Genomic DNA, 17,202 nt, shown 5'->3' on the forward strand with positions numbered 1-17,202 from the left:
TTTCTCTGATTTTTTTATTCTGGGATCCTTATTCAGGGTCCCCCATAAAAAAACAACATGAACATTGAAGGAGGCGTTGTGGCGGAACTGCGTGTGGTGCTGCACATGGATGAACCCGAAGAAAAACGTCTTGCCATTGGTCTGACCAACCTTGAAAACCTGATCCGGGCTGCCGGAGGCCCTGCCCATGTCAATGCCCACTTTGTGGTGAACGGTCCCGGAGTACTCCTTTTTCGTCAGATGGACAAGTCCCTTGCGCAAAGGCTTTTTGCTCTCTCGGAGGCAGGGGTGCATTTTGTCGCTTGTCAGAATGCGCTCAAGGCCAAAGAGGTGGATGTTTCCGAACTCCCGCCTGGGGTGAAAACCGTCCCTGCAGGGATTCTGGAGCTTGTACGGCTCCAGCAGGAGGATGGTTGCGCCTATGTCAAGCCCTGAGGCCTCGGAGGCTGAAATCCGCTATTACCGGAATAAGGCTGCGGAATTTACCCGCAAAGCCATGGCTGCGGATCCTGCAAGCTTTCTTCAGCCCTTTGTCGTAAGACTCAAACCCGCAGCCCGTATTCTGGATGTGGGCTGTGGGTGTGGTCGGGATCTGCGTTGGTTGCGGGATCAGGGATTTTTGCCCCAGGGACTGGAGCGTTCTCCGGAGCTTGCGGATCTCGCTCGCTCCCATTCGGGGTGCAAAGTCCACCTTGAAGACTTCACATCCTGTGCATCTGAGCTTTTCCAGGTGGATGGTCTTCTCTTCTCCGGAGCGCTGGTGCATCTGCCCCCCTTGCAAGTGGCACAAGTCATTGCAAGATTTCTGCCCTGCCTTTCAGAAGAGGGACGACTCTATGTATCCCTCAAAGAGGGAAGCGGCGTGGAGACGGATGGCGATGGACGGCGTTTTTATCTCTGGGAGGAGGATGCGGGTTGCGCGCTCTGGCAAAGCCTGAGTTTGGACATTTGTTACTTTAAGAGACAAACGTCTGCTGTGGGGACACGATGGCTGGCCTGGGTACTGAGGCCTGAAAAAAATATTCCAGGATAAACGCATAAAAAAAGGATCACCTTCATGATGATCCTTACCGTTTTGATATTTTGGTGGAGCTGAGGGGGATCGAACCCCTGACCTCATGGCTGCCAGCCATGCGCTCTCCCAGCTGAGCTACAACCCCACATGCAGATAACGAGGCACCATCTACCAGCAGAGGCGTCAGGCTGTCAATAAAAAAATAGAAAGGAGCCAAGGAATTTTAAAAGGAGGCCCACTTTTACTTTTCGGGCTTGTGCATCTTAAATCCATGGAAAAAATCATTGAAAAAAGATTGGGATTCTATATTCTTCATAATTTGTGGCAGAATAAAAAATATCATAAGACACTGGCTTCAGGAGGTGATCATTTTAAAGACTGGAATACATTAAAATATTTGAGGGCTGTACCCCAAGCGCCGGTTGTGCGCAAAAAACCATTCGTATTCAGTTTTTTGCTGAAAAGAATGGGGTTTTTCAGCAATCCTATCCACCATCATCCACATTACATGTGAAAATCAGTCCTGATGCGGGAAGCTGTGAAGGGCTTTTTCATGAAAATACCCCTTCCGAGTCCCTGCATCAGGTTTTTACAGGGCTTTCAACTTCTGCAAAAGAAAAGGATTCTTTTATGCTGGCACGGATACGGGAGAAAGCTTCCTCCTGGATGGTCAAGTTTATTCTGGGGATTATCGTCCTTGTTTTTGTCTTTCTGGGAGTGGAAAGTTATCACACAGGAAAACAAAACCGGGTTGCCGTTGTCAATGGAACGGTTATAACCGTGGACGCCTATCGCGCGGAGTACCAATCCCTTGTGGATCAGATCCGTCGTCAGTTCGGTGGGGTGGTCTCCCCTGAAATTCTTGAGCTCTTTCAGGTGCAGGAGCAGGCCCTGCAACGACTCATAGACAGGCAGCTTCTCATGCAGGAGGCCAAGACGCAGAAACTGCAGGTAACGGATGCGGAAGTGACCGCCGCCATTGCCGCCATTCCTGTATTTCAGACCGATGGCCGTTTTGACGCAGCTCTTTATCGCCGTCTTCTGGAAGCCAACGGCATGAATGCGGTCTTTTTTGAAGAACGTCAGCGGGAGGATCTTCTCCTTGGCAAGCTGCAGGAGCTGATTTTTGGCGGAGTTCATGTCTCCAAGGCTGAAGCCCTGGATTTTTACAACGCCCAGAACCAGAAAATTGCCATGGAAGCCCTTGTGCTGCGGCCTTTGGATTTCACACCGGAACCTGTCACAGAAAAAGCACTTGTGGCCCGATATGAAAGTCATAAGGAAAGCTACCGAACAGAACCCATGGTGAAGGCAGCTTATCTTCGTTTTGACCCAGAAGAACTCAAAGATCGCATTGAGATCACCGACGAAGAAGTCCGCCAGGCCTATGAGATGCACATCGAAGATTTCCGGGAGCCGGAAAGGGTGTCCGCCCGTCATATTCTCTTTCAGGTTGATGAAAATGCGGACCAGAACCTTGTGGACGCCAAGTATCAGGAGCTTATGGCTCTTCGTGAACGGATTGTCCAGGGAATGGATTTTTCCGATGCCGCCAGGGAACATTCCCAATGTCCCAGCGCCTCGGATGGAGGGAGGCTTGGAATTTTTCCACGAGAAGCCATGGTTCCCGCATTTTCAGAAGCAGCCTTTGCCCTTGAACTCAATGGGATGAGTCTGCCGGTCCGGACCCGCTTTGGTTGGCATCTCATCCATGTGGATGAGCGTCTGCCCGAAGGGGTGAAGCCCTATGAAGCTGTTGCCGGAGAGCTGCGTTCAGCTCTGAAGGAAGAAAAGGCCAAAAACCAGAGCTATGATATGGCGGATGCGGTATATGACGCTACCCTGGCGGGTGCGGATCTCAAGGAAGTGGCCGCGACCTGGAAACTGACCCTGCATGAGACCTCCTTTTTTGGCCGCAGAGGTCCCAGCTCCGGCGTGGTGGATGCCAGACGTTTTGCGGAAACGGCATTTTCCCTGGCCCACGATGAGGTCAGCGAGCTTGTGGAAATCGGAGACGCCCTTTTCCTGATTTCCATTGTGGATCGCCAGGAGTCAAGCGTACCTCCCATGGATGCAGTGCGCGAACGCATGGTGGCGGAACTTGAGAGGGAAGGGCGGGAGGCCATGGCAAAATCCAAGGCGCAGACCATCCTCGTGGCCCTGCAAAAGGGAGAGCATCCGGAGATTCCCCTTGTCGAGACAGGATTTTTTGGCCGGGAGGAGGAAATTCCCAAGCTCGGAGCCCTGCCCATGCTTAACCGTGCGGCCTTTGCCCTGGATAAGGAGAGCACCATACCCGATGAGCCGGTCCGTCTTAATGAAGGATATGCGGTTTTCCGCATTACAGGACGAACTCTTCCCGATGCGGCCAGTTTTGAAACAGAGCGTCCGCGCCTTGAAAGGGAATTGAAAAACCGCAAGCAAAACCGCATGTATGGTCAGTGGATGGCTTCTTTGCGGGAAAAAGCAAAAATTGAGATAGAACCGGCTTTCCGCCAGGAAGGATAAGAATCCGGGGGTTCAGCATCAGGCGCCATGCCGCTGAACCTTCGGCTTTCAGTCTTCGTTTCTGCCCAGTTCAATGCCCGCAGCCAGTATCGTCTGTATGGCGTCCAGTTCCGGACACAAGGCTGCACATGCGGGCAATTTTTCCTTGCGCTTGCAAGCCAGGCAGGGACTTTTTTTAAGATACCCGATTTCAAAATCAAAGGTGTCTCGCTTGATATAGGATTTTTGACTTCCCATGGTTTTCATGATCTGAGGCTTCCTTGACGATAAATCCTGATGGGGGCTGGCCTTTCAGGGAATAAGAGCCCTTTTAAGCCCAGAAAAGACTCAGCGGACAAAAGCCGCTCTGGTAACCGGCGCTTTCCTGATCCTTCAATAGTGAGGGATCAGGGGCCTTTTGAGTTTTTTGGCGGCATAAAAAAGCCGCACATGAAAAATTTAATCTGGATCTATATCATGTCACACGGGGTTTTGCAAAACCCGGATTCTTTGAAGAACTTTCAACACAAACGCCCAATAGGGCAGGCTACATGACCAGCGGTTTTTTATAAGGAGTGATTGTGAACCCTTCTGTTGTGCTTTCAAGACGTGTTTTCTGGCTTGCTCTGATCTTTTTCCTTCCCTTATCCACCCTCACCGGGTGGTTTGCCTCCTCTGCCTCTCCGGATACCCTGGGTACCTTTCATTCTCTGGGCCCTCTCTTGCCCCACTTAGGTGCCCTTGGGGGCCTGATGGCAGCCCTCATTTTCAGAGCCCTGTGCGCTCTTTTTTTCAGACAACTACCTGAAACAAAGGAAAAAAAAGTTCAAAAAAAGGACGCCAAAGCCTCGGTTGCCCAGCCGGTCGAAGATTCTGAAGCAAGAAAAGCCAGGGAGCAGCGCATGTTTGTGTATCTCCTTTCCGCCCTGCAGAAAGAAGCCCGGCTCCTGGATTTTTTTGCCGAAGACCTGGATCTGTATGAAGATGATCAGATCGGGGCAGCGGTGCGTCCTGTTCACGAAAACGCCCGGAAAACCCTGGCCCGATATCTGGATATGATCCCGGTCATGGAAGAGGAAGAAGGTCGACGTCTCACCGTTCCCAAAGGCTTTGATCCTGGCCGGATCAAGCTTGTGGGCAAGGTGGCGGGGGAACCGCCCTTTGAGGGAATTCTCCGGCACCGGGGCTGGCGGGCCAAAGGCATACGCATGCCCGTATTCAGTGACGCCAGAGGCGCGGATGTTCTCACGCCTTCGGAAGTGGAAATCGTCTAACATGCACTCTGTACGGGATTCCCAGAGACCACCCTTGGGTGTTTTTTTCAACCATCCACACCTGAAAAGAATTTTTACAGATCTTTTTTACGTGGGCCTGGGGCTTGTCTTTATCTTTTTTGTCTTTTTTTTATGGAACTTTCCGGAGTTTGAAAAAAAATTTTCCTACCCGGAAATCACAGCCATGGCTTTGGCCTTGGTTTTTTTTCTGTATGCGCTTCGGAGAAGCTGGGATCAGCTTCAGCTTGCAAAAAAACAACAGGATACTTTGGTTCAGCTGAATTCATACAAGGAAAAGTATAGAAAAATCTTTGAAAATATAAGAGATATTTATTGTGAGGCCCTTTTTGACGGTACGGTGGTAGAAGTCAGTCCTGCGGTACTGGCTTTTACCGGATACAGTCGCGAAGAATTTATCGGAAAAAAAATCCACAGATTCTATGCGGATTCGGAAATAAAAGACACCATGGTCCGCTTGCTGCTCGCCCATGGAGAACTCAAAGATTTTGAGGTCAATTTCCGCACCCGCTGGGGGAATATCTATACAGGCTCCTTGAACTGCATCCTGGAAAGGGACAGAAAAGGGGAGCCCGTACGCGTTTACGGAACCCTCCGGGATGTGACGGAATGGCGTAAAGCAGCCCGTCTTCTGGAGGAAAGTGAACAGAAGTACAGAGGGATCTTTCAGAATATCCAGGATGTTTACTATGAAACGGATATGACCGGAAAATTTCTTGAAGTCAGTCCGGCCATTGAAAGGGTTTTCCATTATCAGCGGGAAGAACTCATCGGAAACAGCTTCTTTGGCTACTGTATCCATCCAGAAAAGGCCAGAAAGATGCTTTTTTCCCAGGCTGAAAGGGAAGGTCTGGTCCAGGATTTTGAATTGCAGCTCAAAGACAGGGATGGCCGGATCCGGGATTTTTCCCTGAATGCGGAGCTGATCCGAGATGAGACGGGCGAACCCCTGAGGGTTATTGGATCCATGCGGGATATCAGTGACCGCAAACGGGTGGAAAGTGCTCTGAGAAGATCCAGGGATGAACTGGAAGGGCGGGTCATGGAGCGCACGGAAGAACTCCTGCTCACCAATCAGAAGCTGCTCCGTGAAATCGAAGACCGCAAACGAGTGGAAAGGGAACTGCTCCAGCGGGAAGAAACCTTCCGCGCCCTTACCGAGAATTCCACGGATATCATCATGCGGTTTTCAAGGGATCTTTCCCTTGTTTTTGTCAACAGCGCCGTCACCCGGATTTCCGGTCTAAAACCCCTGGAAATCCGCAATCACGGACTCTGGCATGTGGGCTTTGACGAAGGGTTCTGTCAGATGCTGGTGCGCCACCTGCCCCTTATATTTGACGGAGGCGTAGCCCGCAGCCTCACTTTTTCCTGTCCGGGCAGTCAGGGAGATCGTGTGTATGACTGGCGCCTCATTCCGGAATGGTCCAGTGACGGCCAGGTTATCAGTGTCCTGTGTACGGGGCGTGATATCACCCGCTTAAAGGCTGCGGAACACAGGATACAGATTCTCACCCAGGAGCTGATCCGGGCCCAGGAAAATGAGCGCCAGAGGATCGCAAGGGATCTGCACGATCATATTGCCCAGGACCTGGCAACCCTGAAAATCATGTCCCAGAATCTTTTCGGAGCCTGGGAGGATGTTCCTCAGGCTCTGCGGATAAAGGCGGAAACTCTGAACCGCACCCTGGGCAATTCCATTCAGGCAGTGCGGGATCTGGCCTATGACCTGCGTCCGCCCACCCTGGACGCCCTGGGTCTTGTGCGCACCCTCTTTGTCTATTGCGAGGATCTCAGCAGCAAATATGGTCTGCAGGTGGATTTTTCATCCGCAGGCCTTGATGCGCTGGATCTGGATTTTGATACGGAAATCAACCTCTATCGCCTGTTGCAGGAGGCCTTAAGCAATGTTCGCAAACATGCCTCCGCAAGGCAGGTGACGGTACGTCTTGTGGCCTCCCACCCCCACATTATTCTCCGCATTGAAGATGATGGGCAGGGATTTCACCCAGAGGTCCGCATGGGAGAGGCTCTGCATGAAAAACGGATGGGGCTGCGCAGCATGGAAGAGCGCGTAGCACTTTTGGGAGGAAAAATGAAGATCCAGTCCTCCCCGGGAACAGGCGCCCGGATCCATATCCAGGTGCCCATGCGTATTCGCCATGCACAAGAAGCGGACTATCTTGTTCCTCCGGCTTCCCCATGATATGAGAGCTTGTGCAGTAGGAGTGGCAGAAGTAAAAAAACATCGTTTGAGCCTTTTTCAGGCCAGCGTCCACGGATCAGGAGAGCGTATGGAACGGATCATATGGGAAGAAAATCTGAACATTTGTGTTCAGAATATTGATGAACAGAAACAGAAAATTGCAGACCACATCAACAGAATTTACCAGAAACACGAGGAAAAAGCCGAGCCCCGCGTCCTCTTTGACCTTCTCAACGACTTAGGGGAGGGGCTGCGCATCCACTTTGCCCTGGAAGAAAAAATCATGCAGCAGCTGGGCTATCCCGAGCTTGCGGAACACCGCAAACTGCATAAATTTTTCATCCGCAAGACCCTCAACCTGCGCCGTCTGATATCCGATGACCCAGACAACATCCGGGATGAGGCTCTGGTCTTTTTGGGTCACTGGCTTGTGGAGCATATCCGAACCGAAGATCAGCGCTTTGGACCCTATGCCAGAACCCGTATTTTTGTGGACCAGCACAGGCGGAACAAACGGGTTCGCTGAAAAAAAAGGGCCGCCTCTTTTAAGGGGCGACCCTTTCAATGTTTTTTAAGCCCGATCTGGTAAAATCAAACGTTGGTGCCTGGAGCGGGAATCGAACCCGCACAGCCTTTCGACCGAGGGATTTTAAGTCCCTTGCGTCTACCATTTCCGCCATCCAGGCACTGGAAACAAAGTGCAGGGTTTTATAGGCTTTCCAGCCTTTTTTGTCAATGTCCGGAAAAAGACTTTTTTTGGCTTTTTCCCATATCAGCAAGAAAAGTCCTGATCGATGATCCGGCATGGGATGATCAGGGTAGGTTTGTTAAATATTTTTACTCATAAGGAGCAGGTGCATGGACCAGGTAAAAAACTTTTTCGTTTCCCGCAAAGACATTGCCGTTCGTTTACTTTATACGGTATTTTTCTTCATTGTCTTTGAATTTCTGAAAACCCTACAGATTTTCCTTTCCTGTGTACAGTTCATATGGGCCCTCGCCACACGCAAGCATCTGGAGCCCCTGCGGAACTTCACCGATCGCCTTGCTGTTCTCAGTTATCGGATTCTGCGTTATATTTCCCTGAATGAAAACCGGCGGCCCTTTCCTTTTACCGAGTTTCCCGAAGCCATGGATCGTGCTGAGTCCGTACGCTTTGACGAAAAAAACGGCTAAGCTCCTTTTTCCATATTCCCGGCGCAGCTTCTGCCCATGGGGTAAATCCCAGGGTTCATGCCACCTTTTCACCTGTTTGAAAAGGTAGGGCAGCATATCCGGCGAAACGGTAATTTTTTTGGGCTCCCCCTTCCCAAATCCCATGGACCAGAGCCTGGAAAAACGGGGGGGCACGAAAAAACCCTGTCTTTTGAGAGAGAAGCGGCATCCTGACCCATGAGCGGAGCGGGCCTTTTTCAGGGCTCTCCCGCTCATTTTTTTTCCCGCATTGACAGCCTCCACCTCAGGCGCTATTAGCACAGATTTTGATATCTGCTCACAGGAAGAAAGGTACAATCAGCATGCGACTTTCCGCATTCGGCAAAAAATTCAGCGGTAACAGCGGTATTTTACAATTGATGGAAGATCTGGGGAATGCCCTGGCCGGGCCTGGAGACATGATCATGATGGGAGGGGGGAATCCGGCCCATATTCCGGAGGTGGAGGCTGCCATGAAAAAACGCCTCTGCGCCATTGTGGACAGTCCTTCAGAAACCCGCAGGATGATTGGTATTTATGATCCACCCCAAGGAGAAAAGGCCTTCATTGCGGAACTGGCCTGTCTGCTGAACCGCCGTTTTGACTGGCACCTGAAACCGGAAAATATCGCCCTCACCAATGGATCCCAATCCGCATTTTTCCTTTTGTTCAATATGTTTGCAGGACCGGATGCAGAGGGCGGACAAAAAAAGATTCTCCTGCCTTTGGCCCCTGAATATATCGGTTATGCGGATGTGGGGCTTGTGCCGGATTTTTTCACAGCCCTTAAACCCAGAATCGAATTTCTCAGAAGACCTTTTTTTAAATACCGGGTAGATTTTCAGCACCTTACCTTGTCGCCGGATATTGCGGCCCTTTGCGTGTCACGGCCCACCAACCCCACAGGAAACGTACTCACCGATGGGGAGATCCTCACCCTGGATGGCCTGGCAAAGGAAGCTGGAATTCCCTTGATCCTGGACAGCGCCTATGGCACTCCTTTTCCGGACATCATTTTCACCGAAGCCCAGCCCTTCTGGAATGAAAATATCATTTTATGCATGAGCCTCTCCAAGCTGGGACTTCCCGCAGCACGCACGGGCATTGTCATTGCAAGGGAAGATGTGATCCAGACCCTTTCCCGCATGAACGCTGTCATGAACCTCGCCACGGGAAGTTTTGGGGCCATGATGGCCCTGGACATGGTCAGGACAGGGGAAATCCTTTCCTTGAGTCAGTCTGTGGTGAAGCCCTACTACCGGGAAAGGGCTGCCCAAGCTGTGGCGCTTTTTGAAAAAGCTCTGACTGGAACGGATTATTTTATCCACAAACCCGAAGGAGCCATTTTTTTGTGGCTCTGGTTCCGGAATCTTCCCATCAGCTCCCAGACACTCTATGAGAGACTTAAAGCCCGGGGCGTTCTCGTGGTTCCTGGCCACCACTTTTTCCCTGGCATTCAGGATGCCGCCTGGCCTCACTGCCAAGAATGCATCCGCGTTACCTATGGGCAAGCGCCCTCCCTGGTTGAAAAGGGCATTGGCATCATTGGTGAAGAGGTGAGAAGGGCCTATGAAGAAAACGGATCCGGCTTATAAAAAAAACTCCGGATTCAGGTAGGGGGGTTTTCTTCCATATGGTGAATGAAGTGCAGAATATCCGAGGATGGAAAACCCCTTGAAAGCAAAAAACGATACAAGGCGGCCTTTTTCTTTGCGGGATCCTTTTGATGCATTTCACCAAGCTTTTTCCGGGCTGCGACAGAAAGCATCGCATCCCCCTCGGCCATCAGGGCTTCCATGACCTTTTCTCCCAGTAATTCTGGGATGCCCCGTTGTTTGAGATCCCGACGTACACGTAAAGGCCCATGGCCTGCACGCAGACCCGATCGCACAATCTGAGAGGCCCTTTCCTCCTCATCCAGATAGCCCCTTTCCATACAGACCCGCAGAGCCTCCTCCACAGCCTCCGTCTCCATGCCTTTTCTGCGAAGCCTCTGCCTCAACTCTTCTCTGGAAAGGCTTTTTCTGCCCAAAAGCAGCACAGCCATCCGAAGCGCCTGGGCAGACGGCTCATGCTCTTTCATCGCTGGGCTTTCCCCATGCCTGGATATAGTAATCAAACTGGGCATTGATGAGTTTTTTGTAAGCGCTTCTGCAGGCATTCATCCGCAACCCCAGATCCTGCACCATATCCCGGATTTCCACTGGAATGCCTTGGAAATCCGAGTACATGAAGGCAAGGGTTCTTTCCAGCTCCGCCTGAAGCATCACACAGGAATCAATGTATGCGCCATAGAGTTTTTTTTGATGACCGATGGACTTTTGCATATATTCGGCAAGGGGGGAAGAGTGCATGGAGCCTCCTTTGGACCAGTGAAAGGGCAGGGGAGGTGCAGGCTTATGGCCAGTGCCTTGTTCATGACTTCAGATGAGGTCTTTTCAGCATAAAGCCCGCTTTGCCATGGCCAGCAGCGGATGCCTGAACAAAACGGGCTTTGGAAGACAAATAGGGTATGGAAATCCGGTCAGGGGGCGGACGCAATGTAGCGTTCGATGCTTTCACCAATGGTTTTCCAGATCCAGGGTCGCTTCTGGTCATCGGTTTCCAGCAGCGTGATACGGAAACCCTGCTTTTTGCAGCAGAATCCGGTGAGGGGAACCACACAGATGCCGGTTGCACCCAAAAGGTAATAGACAAAACGCTTGTCCACCTCCACGCCCTTGACCTTGTTTTCCACATAGGCCCTTACTTCAGGGTTTTCGATGGGAAGGGTCTGCTGGGCATTCAGAGCATGCTCATCAAAAAGAACAGTCATATAAAAAGCTCCGCGTGCGGCGACAACGGAAATCCCCTTAACCTGACTCAAAGCCTCATAGGCTTCATTGGACCGCATCTCAAACATCTTGGCCCGTGCGTCCAGATGGGCCCGATAACGGGGATCACCCATGACCTTGGGAATGGAGAACTGGGGCAGGCTTGTGGAGCACACCTCCAGCATCTTAGCATCCCGTATGGTTTTGATGTAGGTGGCAAACATGGGGAAACGATCCTGGTTGAAAATTTCAATCCAGCCGCAGCGGCTTCCCGGCCAGGGATATTCCTTGGAAATACCCCGGAGAGCCATCCCAGGAACATCACCGATCACCTCACTCAGATGGCAGGTCTGAGCGCCGTTGTAAACAATGTGGGCATAGATTTCATCACAAATCACAAAAAGATCATAGCGCCGTGCAATGGCCACAATGGCTTCCAGCATTTCCTTGGGGTAAACCGCTCCGGTGGGGTTATCCGGGTTAATGAGAAGGATGCCTGCGATGGAATCATTATATTTTACCTTGTTTTCAAGATCCACAAGATCAGGCATCCAGCCGTTGTTGGGATCCAGTTCATAGGTCAGGTGCTCATAGCCCGAATGCGCCGCTTCTGCGGAAGAGTGGGTGGAATAGGCAGGAGAAGGTCCGATGACCCGGGCCTCTCGTTTTAAAAAGCCAAAAATTTTGGCAACCGCATCGCCCAGCCCGTTAAAAAACAGAATATCATTGGCGCAGATTTTGTAACCGCCCCGCTCATTGACCTGGGCTGCAAGAAACTCACGGGTCTCCTGTATTCCCGGGGTCGCCACATAACCGTAGGTTACGTCATCCGCCACCAGATCATGGACGATATCCTTGATCCACTGGGGAACCACTTCGCCCTTCTGTATTGGGTCTCCGATGTTTTCCCATGTGATTTCAACGCCAAGCTGGCGTAAATCATGGGCCACAGCTACAATTTCCCGGATTTCATAGGTGAGTTTTCCCGAACCCACGTGAACGATATCTCTGCGCATACTTCCTTCCTTAAAAGATCGGAAAACCTGAAAGATTAAGAAAAAACAGATCCGTGCTCTGTTCCCGGACAGGAACGGAAACGCAGATGTCTGTACGAAAAACATCCCGACGCGCCTTATCCTGTGCCTGCATACGCAAACACTGCCATAAAGATCTTGCCGGATACAGAAGGATCAGGCTGTTTTCATTGGTTCAGGTTCGTACCAGAGCCGCAAGCTCTTGTAAAGAAAAAGGCTTGTGCAGCACTCCTTTTCCCCTCGGGGATGAAAAGAAACGATGCACAAGCCCTCACAGAACAGATTAATCCGCGTCTTTACGCGCCGCATCAATAATTTTCTGGGCTATTTCCGCGGGTACTTCCTCATAATGGGAGAATTCTGACGTGAAGGTCCCCCGACCGCCGGTCATGGATGTGAGATCCGGGGCGTACTTCTGGATCTCCGCAAGGGGAGCCTGGGCATTGATGGTACCGGTTTTTCCCTCCGTATCCATCCCCATCACCCGGCCTCTGCGGGAGTTGAGATCCCCCATAATATCTCCCATATAATCACTGGGCGCTTTGACATAAAGATTATAAATGGGCTCCAGCAAAACAGGTCTGGCCTCTTCCATCCCTTTCTTATACGCAAGGGATGCGGCAATTTTAAAGGCCATTTCCGAAGAATCCACAGCGTGGAAAGAACCATCATCCGCTGTAGCCCTGAAATCCACACAGGGAAAACCTGCCAGCACACCTTTGACAGAAGCTTCAAGAAGCCCCTTTTCCACCGCAGGTATGTACTGCCGTGGAATGGATCCGCCCACAATCTCATCGGAAAACTGAAAGCCTTCGCCACGGGCCAGAGGTTCAAAACGAATCCAGCAATCTCCGAACTGACCATGACCTCCGGTCTGCTTTTTATGGCGCCCCTGCACGCGCACCTTACGTGTGATGGTTTCCTTGTAGGGAATCTTGGGCGTCTTCAGATCCACATCCACTTTGAACTTACGACGGAGTTTTTCAACAATGGTTTCTATGTGTACCTGTCCCACGCCATAAACAAGAATTTCACTTGTGGTGGGATTGCGTTCCAGCCGTATGGCCTTGTCCTCTTCGGCCAGACGGGCCAAAGAAGCATAAATTTTGTCCTCATCCCCTTTTTTGGCGGCGTAGGCAGCAAAACCCATGCAGGGAGCCAGGGGGGCAACCTGGGGGAATAAGACCGGATAGGATTCATCGCAAAGGGAATCAAAGGTGGCTGTGTTTTTCAGCTTGGCAAAGGCCACAATATCCCCAGGGCCCGCCTCTGTGATGGGTTTTTGCTGTTTACCCGCCATCTGGTAAAGCTGGGAATAACGTTCCTTCTCATCCTTGCCGACATTGAGAAATCCACCATCCTTCCCAAGGGTTCCGGAAACCACCTTGCAGATATTGAGAAGACCTGCAAAGGGATCCACCACGGTTTTAAAGACAAAGGCGGAAAAGGGGGCATTTTCATCATAGGCAATGGCGACCTCTTCATCACCTTTCAGGGCAGGGCGGGGGGGCATATCCAGGGGGCAGGGTGTTGACTGTACGACGAAATCCTGAAAAAAGTCCATGGCAGCACCGCTCAGGCCAGAGCCAAGAAGCACAGGAACAAAGACCCGGTCGGTCACGGCTTTCTGGAGGCCCACCGCCAGCTCTTCACCGGCAAGCTCCTCCCCTTCCAGGTACCTTTCAAGCAGGGTGTCATCAGCTTCCGCAATGGCTTCCACCAGGGCCATGCGCTCATTTTCCACATCCCCCTGCAGGTCTGGGGGAATTTCCATTTTTTTGGATTTGCCGTCATCTCCAAAACCATAGGCCTGAAGATGTAAAAGATCCACAAAGCCCGTGCAGAATTCTCCATCCATGATGGGAAGCTGTACCTTGACGGGCCGTATGCCCAGAAGAATCTCCGCATCCTGAAGGATCTGCTCAAAAATGGTGCGTTCCTTATCCATCTTGTTCACAAAAAGGACCACAGGCTTTTTCTGCTCCGCAGCGCTTTCCGCGGCTTCCTCGGTTTTAACGCGGATGCCATCCACGCCATCAATCACAAGGATCACGGTTTCTGCGGCTTGCATGCAAAGGAGGGTATCGGAAAAGAAATTGGCATTGCCTGGTGTATCCAGCAGCATGATTTCATGCTTTTTCCAGGAAAAAGCATGGAGCCCTGTGGAAACGCTTCCCCTGCGGGCAATTTCCTCAGGTTCAAAATCCATCACGGTATTACCGTCTTCGACACGTCCCATACGGGAAAGAAGCCCGTTGTCAAAGAGGAGGCGTTCTGCGAGAACCGTTTTTCCAGAACCGCTATGACCGACCAGCGCGATATTCCGCTTGAACTTGGCTTTTTCGCTCATCCAATTCCTCCTAATCAAAAGCTGTTTTTTCGTTTATACGTCTATACGTCTCCCTCATGCGAACCGGAAGGCAGAGAAGGCCCGTCTGACAATCCCGAAAATTCGGGCGGCAACGGCGGTTCCACAGACTCCGGATGTTCCTCCATTTTCTGACGTTCAGCCTGGGTCCAGAGCGGCAGGATAAATTCCTGGTTACCCTTGGGCCCCTGAATGGGCGAGGCAATGGCCCTGCCTGCAAAAAAACCTTGCTGGGTGAAAAAAGCCCGGAGATCCGTAACGACCCGAGCCTGAAGCTCTGGGTCGCGCACCACCCCGCCTTTTCCCACCTCACCCTTTCCCACTTCAAACTGGGGTTTGACCAGGGCAAGGATACGGGCGTCTTTTTTTAAAAATTTTCTTACCGCCGGCACCACAAGCCGCAGGGAAATAAAACTTGTATCAATGGTGATCAGATCCATGGGTACATCCACCGCATCCTGGGGCATATGGCGGATGTTCATTCTTTCAATGGTTACAACGCGGGGATCCTGACGCAGAGTCCAGGCCAGCTGTCCGTATCCCACGTCCACTGCAAAGACCCTGGCCGCCCCCCGTTGCAGGAGCAGATCCGTAAATCCTCCTGTGGAAGCTCCCACATCCATGCAGACCATGCCTTTTACGTCCAGGGCCAGGTGGTTCAGGGCGGCCTCCAGCTTGAGAGCACCCCGGCTGACATAGGGAAAATCCGGAACATCGGCAGAGACCTGGGATGTCACAGAAACCTGAGCACCAGCCTTGTCCACCCGCAGGCCATCCACCTGAATTTTACCGGCAAGGATCAGTGCCCTGGCCCTTTCACGACTTTGCACCAGCCCCTTTTCCACAAGCAGAGCGTCCAGCCTTTTCCGGACAGCGTGCGTTTTTGCCATCAGGTTGCTGCCTTTTCCAGCATCTGCAAAGAAACCCTGACGATGGAGGCGACATCCAGGCCGCATTTTCTTCGCAGGGTATCGGGATGGTCATGGGGCATGAAAGGATTTTCCACCCCAAGGCGTCTGACCGGGCAGACCATCCCCCGGTCGGCAAAAAACTCCAGCACAGCCGAACCCAGACCTCCCGCAAGTACCCCCTCTTCCAGGGTCACCATGGGTTTTCCCGACAGCCCCAGGTTTTCAAGGAAGGCTTCATCCAGGGGTTTAAGAAAACGGGCATCCACCACCTGAGCCTCAATGCCCTGGGATGCCAGTATCTCTGCGGCTTCCAGGGCCGCCTGAACGGGTCGGCCCAAAGCAAAAAGGGTTAAGTCCTGGCCTGCACGCAGAATCTCCGCCTTGCCCAGGGGCAGGGGAGGGCAGTCCCAGTCCACGGGAACACCAACCCCCGCCCCCCTTGGATATCGGATGGCGGAAGGCCCATCGTGGGAAAGGCCGGTTTTGAGCATGGCCACGAGCTGGGCCTCGTCCCTTGGCGCCATAATGAGCATGCCTGGGAGGGGACGCAGAGAGGCCATGTCCAGAAGACCATGGTGGGTGGGGCCGTCATCTCCCACAAAACCTCCCCGGTCTATGGCAAAAAGTACGGGATGGCCGTCCAGGCAGACATCATGGACAAGGGAATCATAGGCCCTTTGCAAGAAGGTGGAATAGATGGCCACAACGGGCCTGTATCCCTCCGTTGCCATACCTGCCGCAAAGGTAACCGCATGCTGCTCCGCAATGCCCACATCAAAAAAACGTTCTTTGAATCGGGCCGCGAAGGCAGAAAGTCCCGTTCCTTCGGGCATGGCCGCTGTGATGGCCGCAATTCGAGGATTCTCCTTGCCCATACGGCAAAGGGCCTCGCTGAAAACTTCCGTATAGGTTGGGGGAGAGGGGGCAGCGGGCAGCTTTTCTCCGGTTTTGATATCAAAGGGAGCGACACCATGGAAGAAGGTGGGATTTTTTTCCGCTGGCGGATACCCCATGCCTTTGCGCGTGGTGACATGGAGAAGAACCGGCTCCTGCAGCTCTTTGATATTCTCCAGAATGTCAATGAGATGATCCAACCTGTGGCCGTTGATGGGGCCAAAGTAGTCGAAATTAAACGCCTCAAAGAGCATCCCTGGGGTCACAAAGGCCTTGAAGGATTCTTCGGATCGTTTGGCAAGCTGGTACACATCATCCCCGATCCTGGGCAGGGATTTCAGGAATTTTCCGAATTCCGCACGCAGATCCTGGAGGTATCTTGCGGAAAAGGTCCGGCTGAGAAAGGAGGACAGGGCTCCCACATTGGGAGAGATGGACATGTCATTGTCATTTAAGATGACAAGTAGATTTCCCCTTGAATCCCCAGCGTGGTTCAGGGCCTCATAGGCAAGGCCTGCGGTCATGGACCCGTCTCCGATCACAGCCACAACCTTGTGGTTGTCACCCGACAGCCTTTTGGCATGCGCCATACCCAGGCCTGCGGAAATGGAGGTGCTGGAGTGCCCGGTGCTGAACGCATCATAGGGGCTTTCTGAAATGCGGGGAAAACCTGAAATGCCTCCGGGTTTGCGAAGGGTTTCAAAGGCCTGGCTTCGACCTGTCACCAGTTTATGGGCATAGGCCTGATGCCCCACATCCCAGATCAATTTGTCTCTTGGCGCGTCAAAGACATAGTGGATGGCAAGGGTGAGTTCAACGGCTCCGAGGCTTGAAGCCAGATGCCCTCCATTGCGGGAAGTGACATCAATGATTTTTGCACGGATCTCACTGGCCAACCTGAAAAGTTCCGGCCGCTTCAGTTTTTTAAGATCCGCCGGAGAATGGATGGTATCCAGCAAAGCCAATGCACACACTCCTTCATCAAAAC

Annotated in this window: 15 protein-coding genes and 2 tRNA genes; 8 read left to right on the forward strand and 9 right to left on the reverse strand. The window is 52.1% G+C overall.

Translation table 11 applies throughout. The annotated features are described in order from the left end of the window. Positions 1-57 precede the first annotated feature (57 nt). Positions 58-435 carry a DsrE family protein gene (locus RBR60_RS00810; protein ID WP_320353721.1) on the forward strand — a complete coding sequence of 126 codons (378 nt, stop codon included), beginning with the start codon at positions 58-60 and terminating at the stop codon, positions 433-435. Then, positions 422-1,033 (forward strand): class I SAM-dependent methyltransferase, encoded by a 612-nt coding sequence (locus tag RBR60_RS00815; protein WP_320353722.1) that lies wholly within the window; start codon positions 422-424, stop codon positions 1,031-1,033. The genes RBR60_RS00810 and RBR60_RS00815 overlap by 14 nt, the downstream gene beginning before the upstream one ends. A gap of 51 nt (positions 1,034-1,084) precedes the next feature. On the opposite strand, the gene RBR60_RS00820 is transcribed toward RBR60_RS00815, so the two are convergent. Further along, positions 1,085-1,160: transfer RNA gene (locus RBR60_RS00820), tRNA-Ala, on the reverse strand. 485 nt (positions 1,161-1,645) lie between these two features. On the opposite strand from RBR60_RS00820, the gene RBR60_RS00825 reads away from it, so the two are divergent. Beyond that, on the forward strand, positions 1,646-3,523 hold the full coding sequence (locus tag RBR60_RS00825) for a peptidylprolyl isomerase (RefSeq protein WP_320353724.1): 1,878 nt from the start codon (positions 1,646-1,648) through the stop codon (positions 3,521-3,523). 48 nt (positions 3,524-3,571) lie between these two features. Here RBR60_RS00825 and RBR60_RS00830 read toward each other — a convergent pair whose 3' ends face one another. Then, on the reverse strand, positions 3,572-3,769 hold the full coding sequence (locus RBR60_RS00830; RefSeq protein ID WP_320353726.1) for a hypothetical protein: 198 nt from the start codon (positions 3,767-3,769) through the stop codon (positions 3,572-3,574). A 314-nt stretch (positions 3,770-4,083) separates the two neighbouring features. Between RBR60_RS00830 and RBR60_RS00835 the strand changes: the two genes are divergently transcribed. The 3 genes from RBR60_RS00835 to RBR60_RS00845 all read left to right on the forward strand — a co-directional run bounded on the left by RBR60_RS00835 (position 4,084) and on the right by RBR60_RS00845 (position 7,526). Then, entirely contained in the window at positions 4,084-4,776 is a 693-nt protein-coding gene (locus RBR60_RS00835; protein ID WP_320353727.1) for a DUF2760 domain-containing protein, read from the forward strand. Position 4,777: 1 nt separating this feature from the next. Next, positions 4,778-7,000: a PAS domain S-box protein gene (locus RBR60_RS00840; protein WP_320353728.1), complete on the forward strand. Its 2,223-nt coding sequence runs from the start codon at positions 4,778-4,780 to the stop codon at positions 6,998-7,000. An 88-nt stretch (positions 7,001-7,088) separates the two neighbouring features. After that, on the forward strand, positions 7,089-7,526 hold the full coding sequence (locus RBR60_RS00845; RefSeq protein ID WP_320353730.1) for a bacteriohemerythrin: 438 nt from the start codon (positions 7,089-7,091) through the stop codon (positions 7,524-7,526). A 73-nt stretch (positions 7,527-7,599) separates the two neighbouring features. Here RBR60_RS00845 and RBR60_RS00850 read toward each other — a convergent pair. Continuing rightward, a tRNA-Leu gene (locus RBR60_RS00850) sits at positions 7,600-7,686 on the reverse strand. Between the two features lie 172 nt (positions 7,687-7,858). Between RBR60_RS00850 and RBR60_RS00855 the strand changes: the two genes are divergently transcribed. Both RBR60_RS00855 and RBR60_RS00860 read left to right on the forward strand, forming a co-directional pair. Continuing rightward, positions 7,859-8,176, forward strand: coding sequence for a DUF4389 domain-containing protein (locus RBR60_RS00855; RefSeq protein ID WP_320353731.1), 318 nt, complete (start codon positions 7,859-7,861; stop codon positions 8,174-8,176). A 341-nt stretch (positions 8,177-8,517) separates the two neighbouring features. Then, positions 8,518-9,789: a valine--pyruvate transaminase gene (locus RBR60_RS00860; protein WP_320353732.1), complete on the forward strand. Its 1,272-nt coding sequence runs from the start codon at positions 8,518-8,520 to the stop codon at positions 9,787-9,789. A gap of 14 nt (positions 9,790-9,803) precedes the next feature. On the opposite strand, the gene RBR60_RS00865 is transcribed toward RBR60_RS00860, so the two are convergent. From RBR60_RS00865 to dxs, 6 genes are all read right to left on the reverse strand, one after another. Next, positions 9,804-10,277 carry a regulatory protein RecX gene (locus RBR60_RS00865; protein WP_320353734.1) on the reverse strand — a complete coding sequence of 158 codons (474 nt, stop codon included), beginning with the start codon at positions 10,275-10,277 and terminating at the stop codon, positions 9,804-9,806. Next, positions 10,264-10,548 carry a hypothetical protein gene (locus RBR60_RS00870; protein ID WP_320353736.1) on the reverse strand — a complete coding sequence of 95 codons (285 nt, stop codon included), beginning with the start codon at positions 10,546-10,548 and terminating at the stop codon, positions 10,264-10,266. The genes RBR60_RS00865 and RBR60_RS00870 overlap by 14 nt, the downstream gene beginning before the upstream one ends. Positions 10,549-10,718: 170 nt before the next feature. Next, entirely contained in the window at positions 10,719-12,023 is a 1,305-nt protein-coding gene (locus tag RBR60_RS00875; RefSeq protein WP_320353737.1) for a pyridoxal phosphate-dependent aminotransferase, read from the reverse strand. A gap of 301 nt (positions 12,024-12,324) precedes the next feature. Then, positions 12,325-14,391, reverse strand: a complete 2,067-nt coding sequence (gene fusA / locus RBR60_RS00880; RefSeq protein ID WP_320353738.1) for an elongation factor G — start codon at positions 14,389-14,391, stop codon at positions 12,325-12,327. 41 nt (positions 14,392-14,432) lie between these two features. After that, complete coding sequence (locus RBR60_RS00885; protein ID WP_320353740.1) at positions 14,433-15,299, reverse strand: TlyA family RNA methyltransferase; 867 nt, start codon at positions 15,297-15,299, stop codon at positions 14,433-14,435. After that, positions 15,299-17,179, reverse strand: a complete 1,881-nt coding sequence (gene dxs, locus RBR60_RS00890) for a 1-deoxy-D-xylulose-5-phosphate synthase (protein ID WP_320353742.1) — start codon at positions 17,177-17,179, stop codon at positions 15,299-15,301. Before dxs ends, RBR60_RS00885 begins: the two co-directional genes overlap by 1 nt. Positions 17,180-17,202 lie beyond the last annotated feature (23 nt).

This window comes from Desulfobotulus sp. (assembly GCF_034006065.1).
Classification (GTDB): domain Bacteria; phylum Desulfobacterota; class Desulfobacteria; order Desulfobacterales; family ASO4-4; genus Desulfobotulus.

Excerpts from the sequence above, each read along its gene's own strand:
- RBR60_RS00810 (WP_320353721.1), top strand. The coding sequence starts at position 58 with ATGAACATTGAAGGAGGCGTTGTGGCGGAACTGCGTGTGGTGCTGCAC.
- RBR60_RS00815 (WP_320353722.1), top strand. The coding sequence starts at position 422 with ATGTCAAGCCCTGAGGCCTCGGAGGCTGAAATCCGCTATTACCGGAAT.
- RBR60_RS00825 (WP_320353724.1), top strand. The coding sequence starts at position 1,646 with ATGCTGGCACGGATACGGGAGAAAGCTTCCTCCTGGATGGTCAAGTTT.
- RBR60_RS00830 (WP_320353726.1), bottom strand. The coding sequence starts at position 3,769 with ATGAAAACCATGGGAAGTCAAAAATCCTATATCAAGCGAGACACCTTT.
- RBR60_RS00840 (WP_320353728.1), top strand. The coding sequence starts at position 4,778 with ATGCACTCTGTACGGGATTCCCAGAGACCACCCTTGGGTGTTTTTTTC.
- RBR60_RS00845 (WP_320353730.1), top strand. The coding sequence starts at position 7,089 with ATGGAACGGATCATATGGGAAGAAAATCTGAACATTTGTGTTCAGAAT.
- RBR60_RS00855 (WP_320353731.1), top strand. The coding sequence starts at position 7,859 with ATGGACCAGGTAAAAAACTTTTTCGTTTCCCGCAAAGACATTGCCGTT.
- RBR60_RS00860 (WP_320353732.1), top strand. The coding sequence starts at position 8,518 with ATGCGACTTTCCGCATTCGGCAAAAAATTCAGCGGTAACAGCGGTATT.
- RBR60_RS00865 (WP_320353734.1), bottom strand. The coding sequence starts at position 10,277 with ATGAAAGAGCATGAGCCGTCTGCCCAGGCGCTTCGGATGGCTGTGCTG.
- RBR60_RS00870 (WP_320353736.1), bottom strand. The coding sequence starts at position 10,548 with ATGCACTCTTCCCCCCTTGCCGAATATATGCAAAAGTCCATCGGTCAT.
- RBR60_RS00875 (WP_320353737.1), bottom strand. The coding sequence starts at position 12,023 with ATGCGCAGAGATATCGTTCACGTGGGTTCGGGAAAACTCACCTATGAA.
- fusA (WP_320353738.1), bottom strand. The coding sequence starts at position 14,391 with ATGAGCGAAAAAGCCAAGTTCAAGCGGAATATCGCGCTGGTCGGTCAT.
- RBR60_RS00885 (WP_320353740.1), bottom strand. The coding sequence starts at position 15,299 with ATGGCAAAAACGCACGCTGTCCGGAAAAGGCTGGACGCTCTGCTTGTG.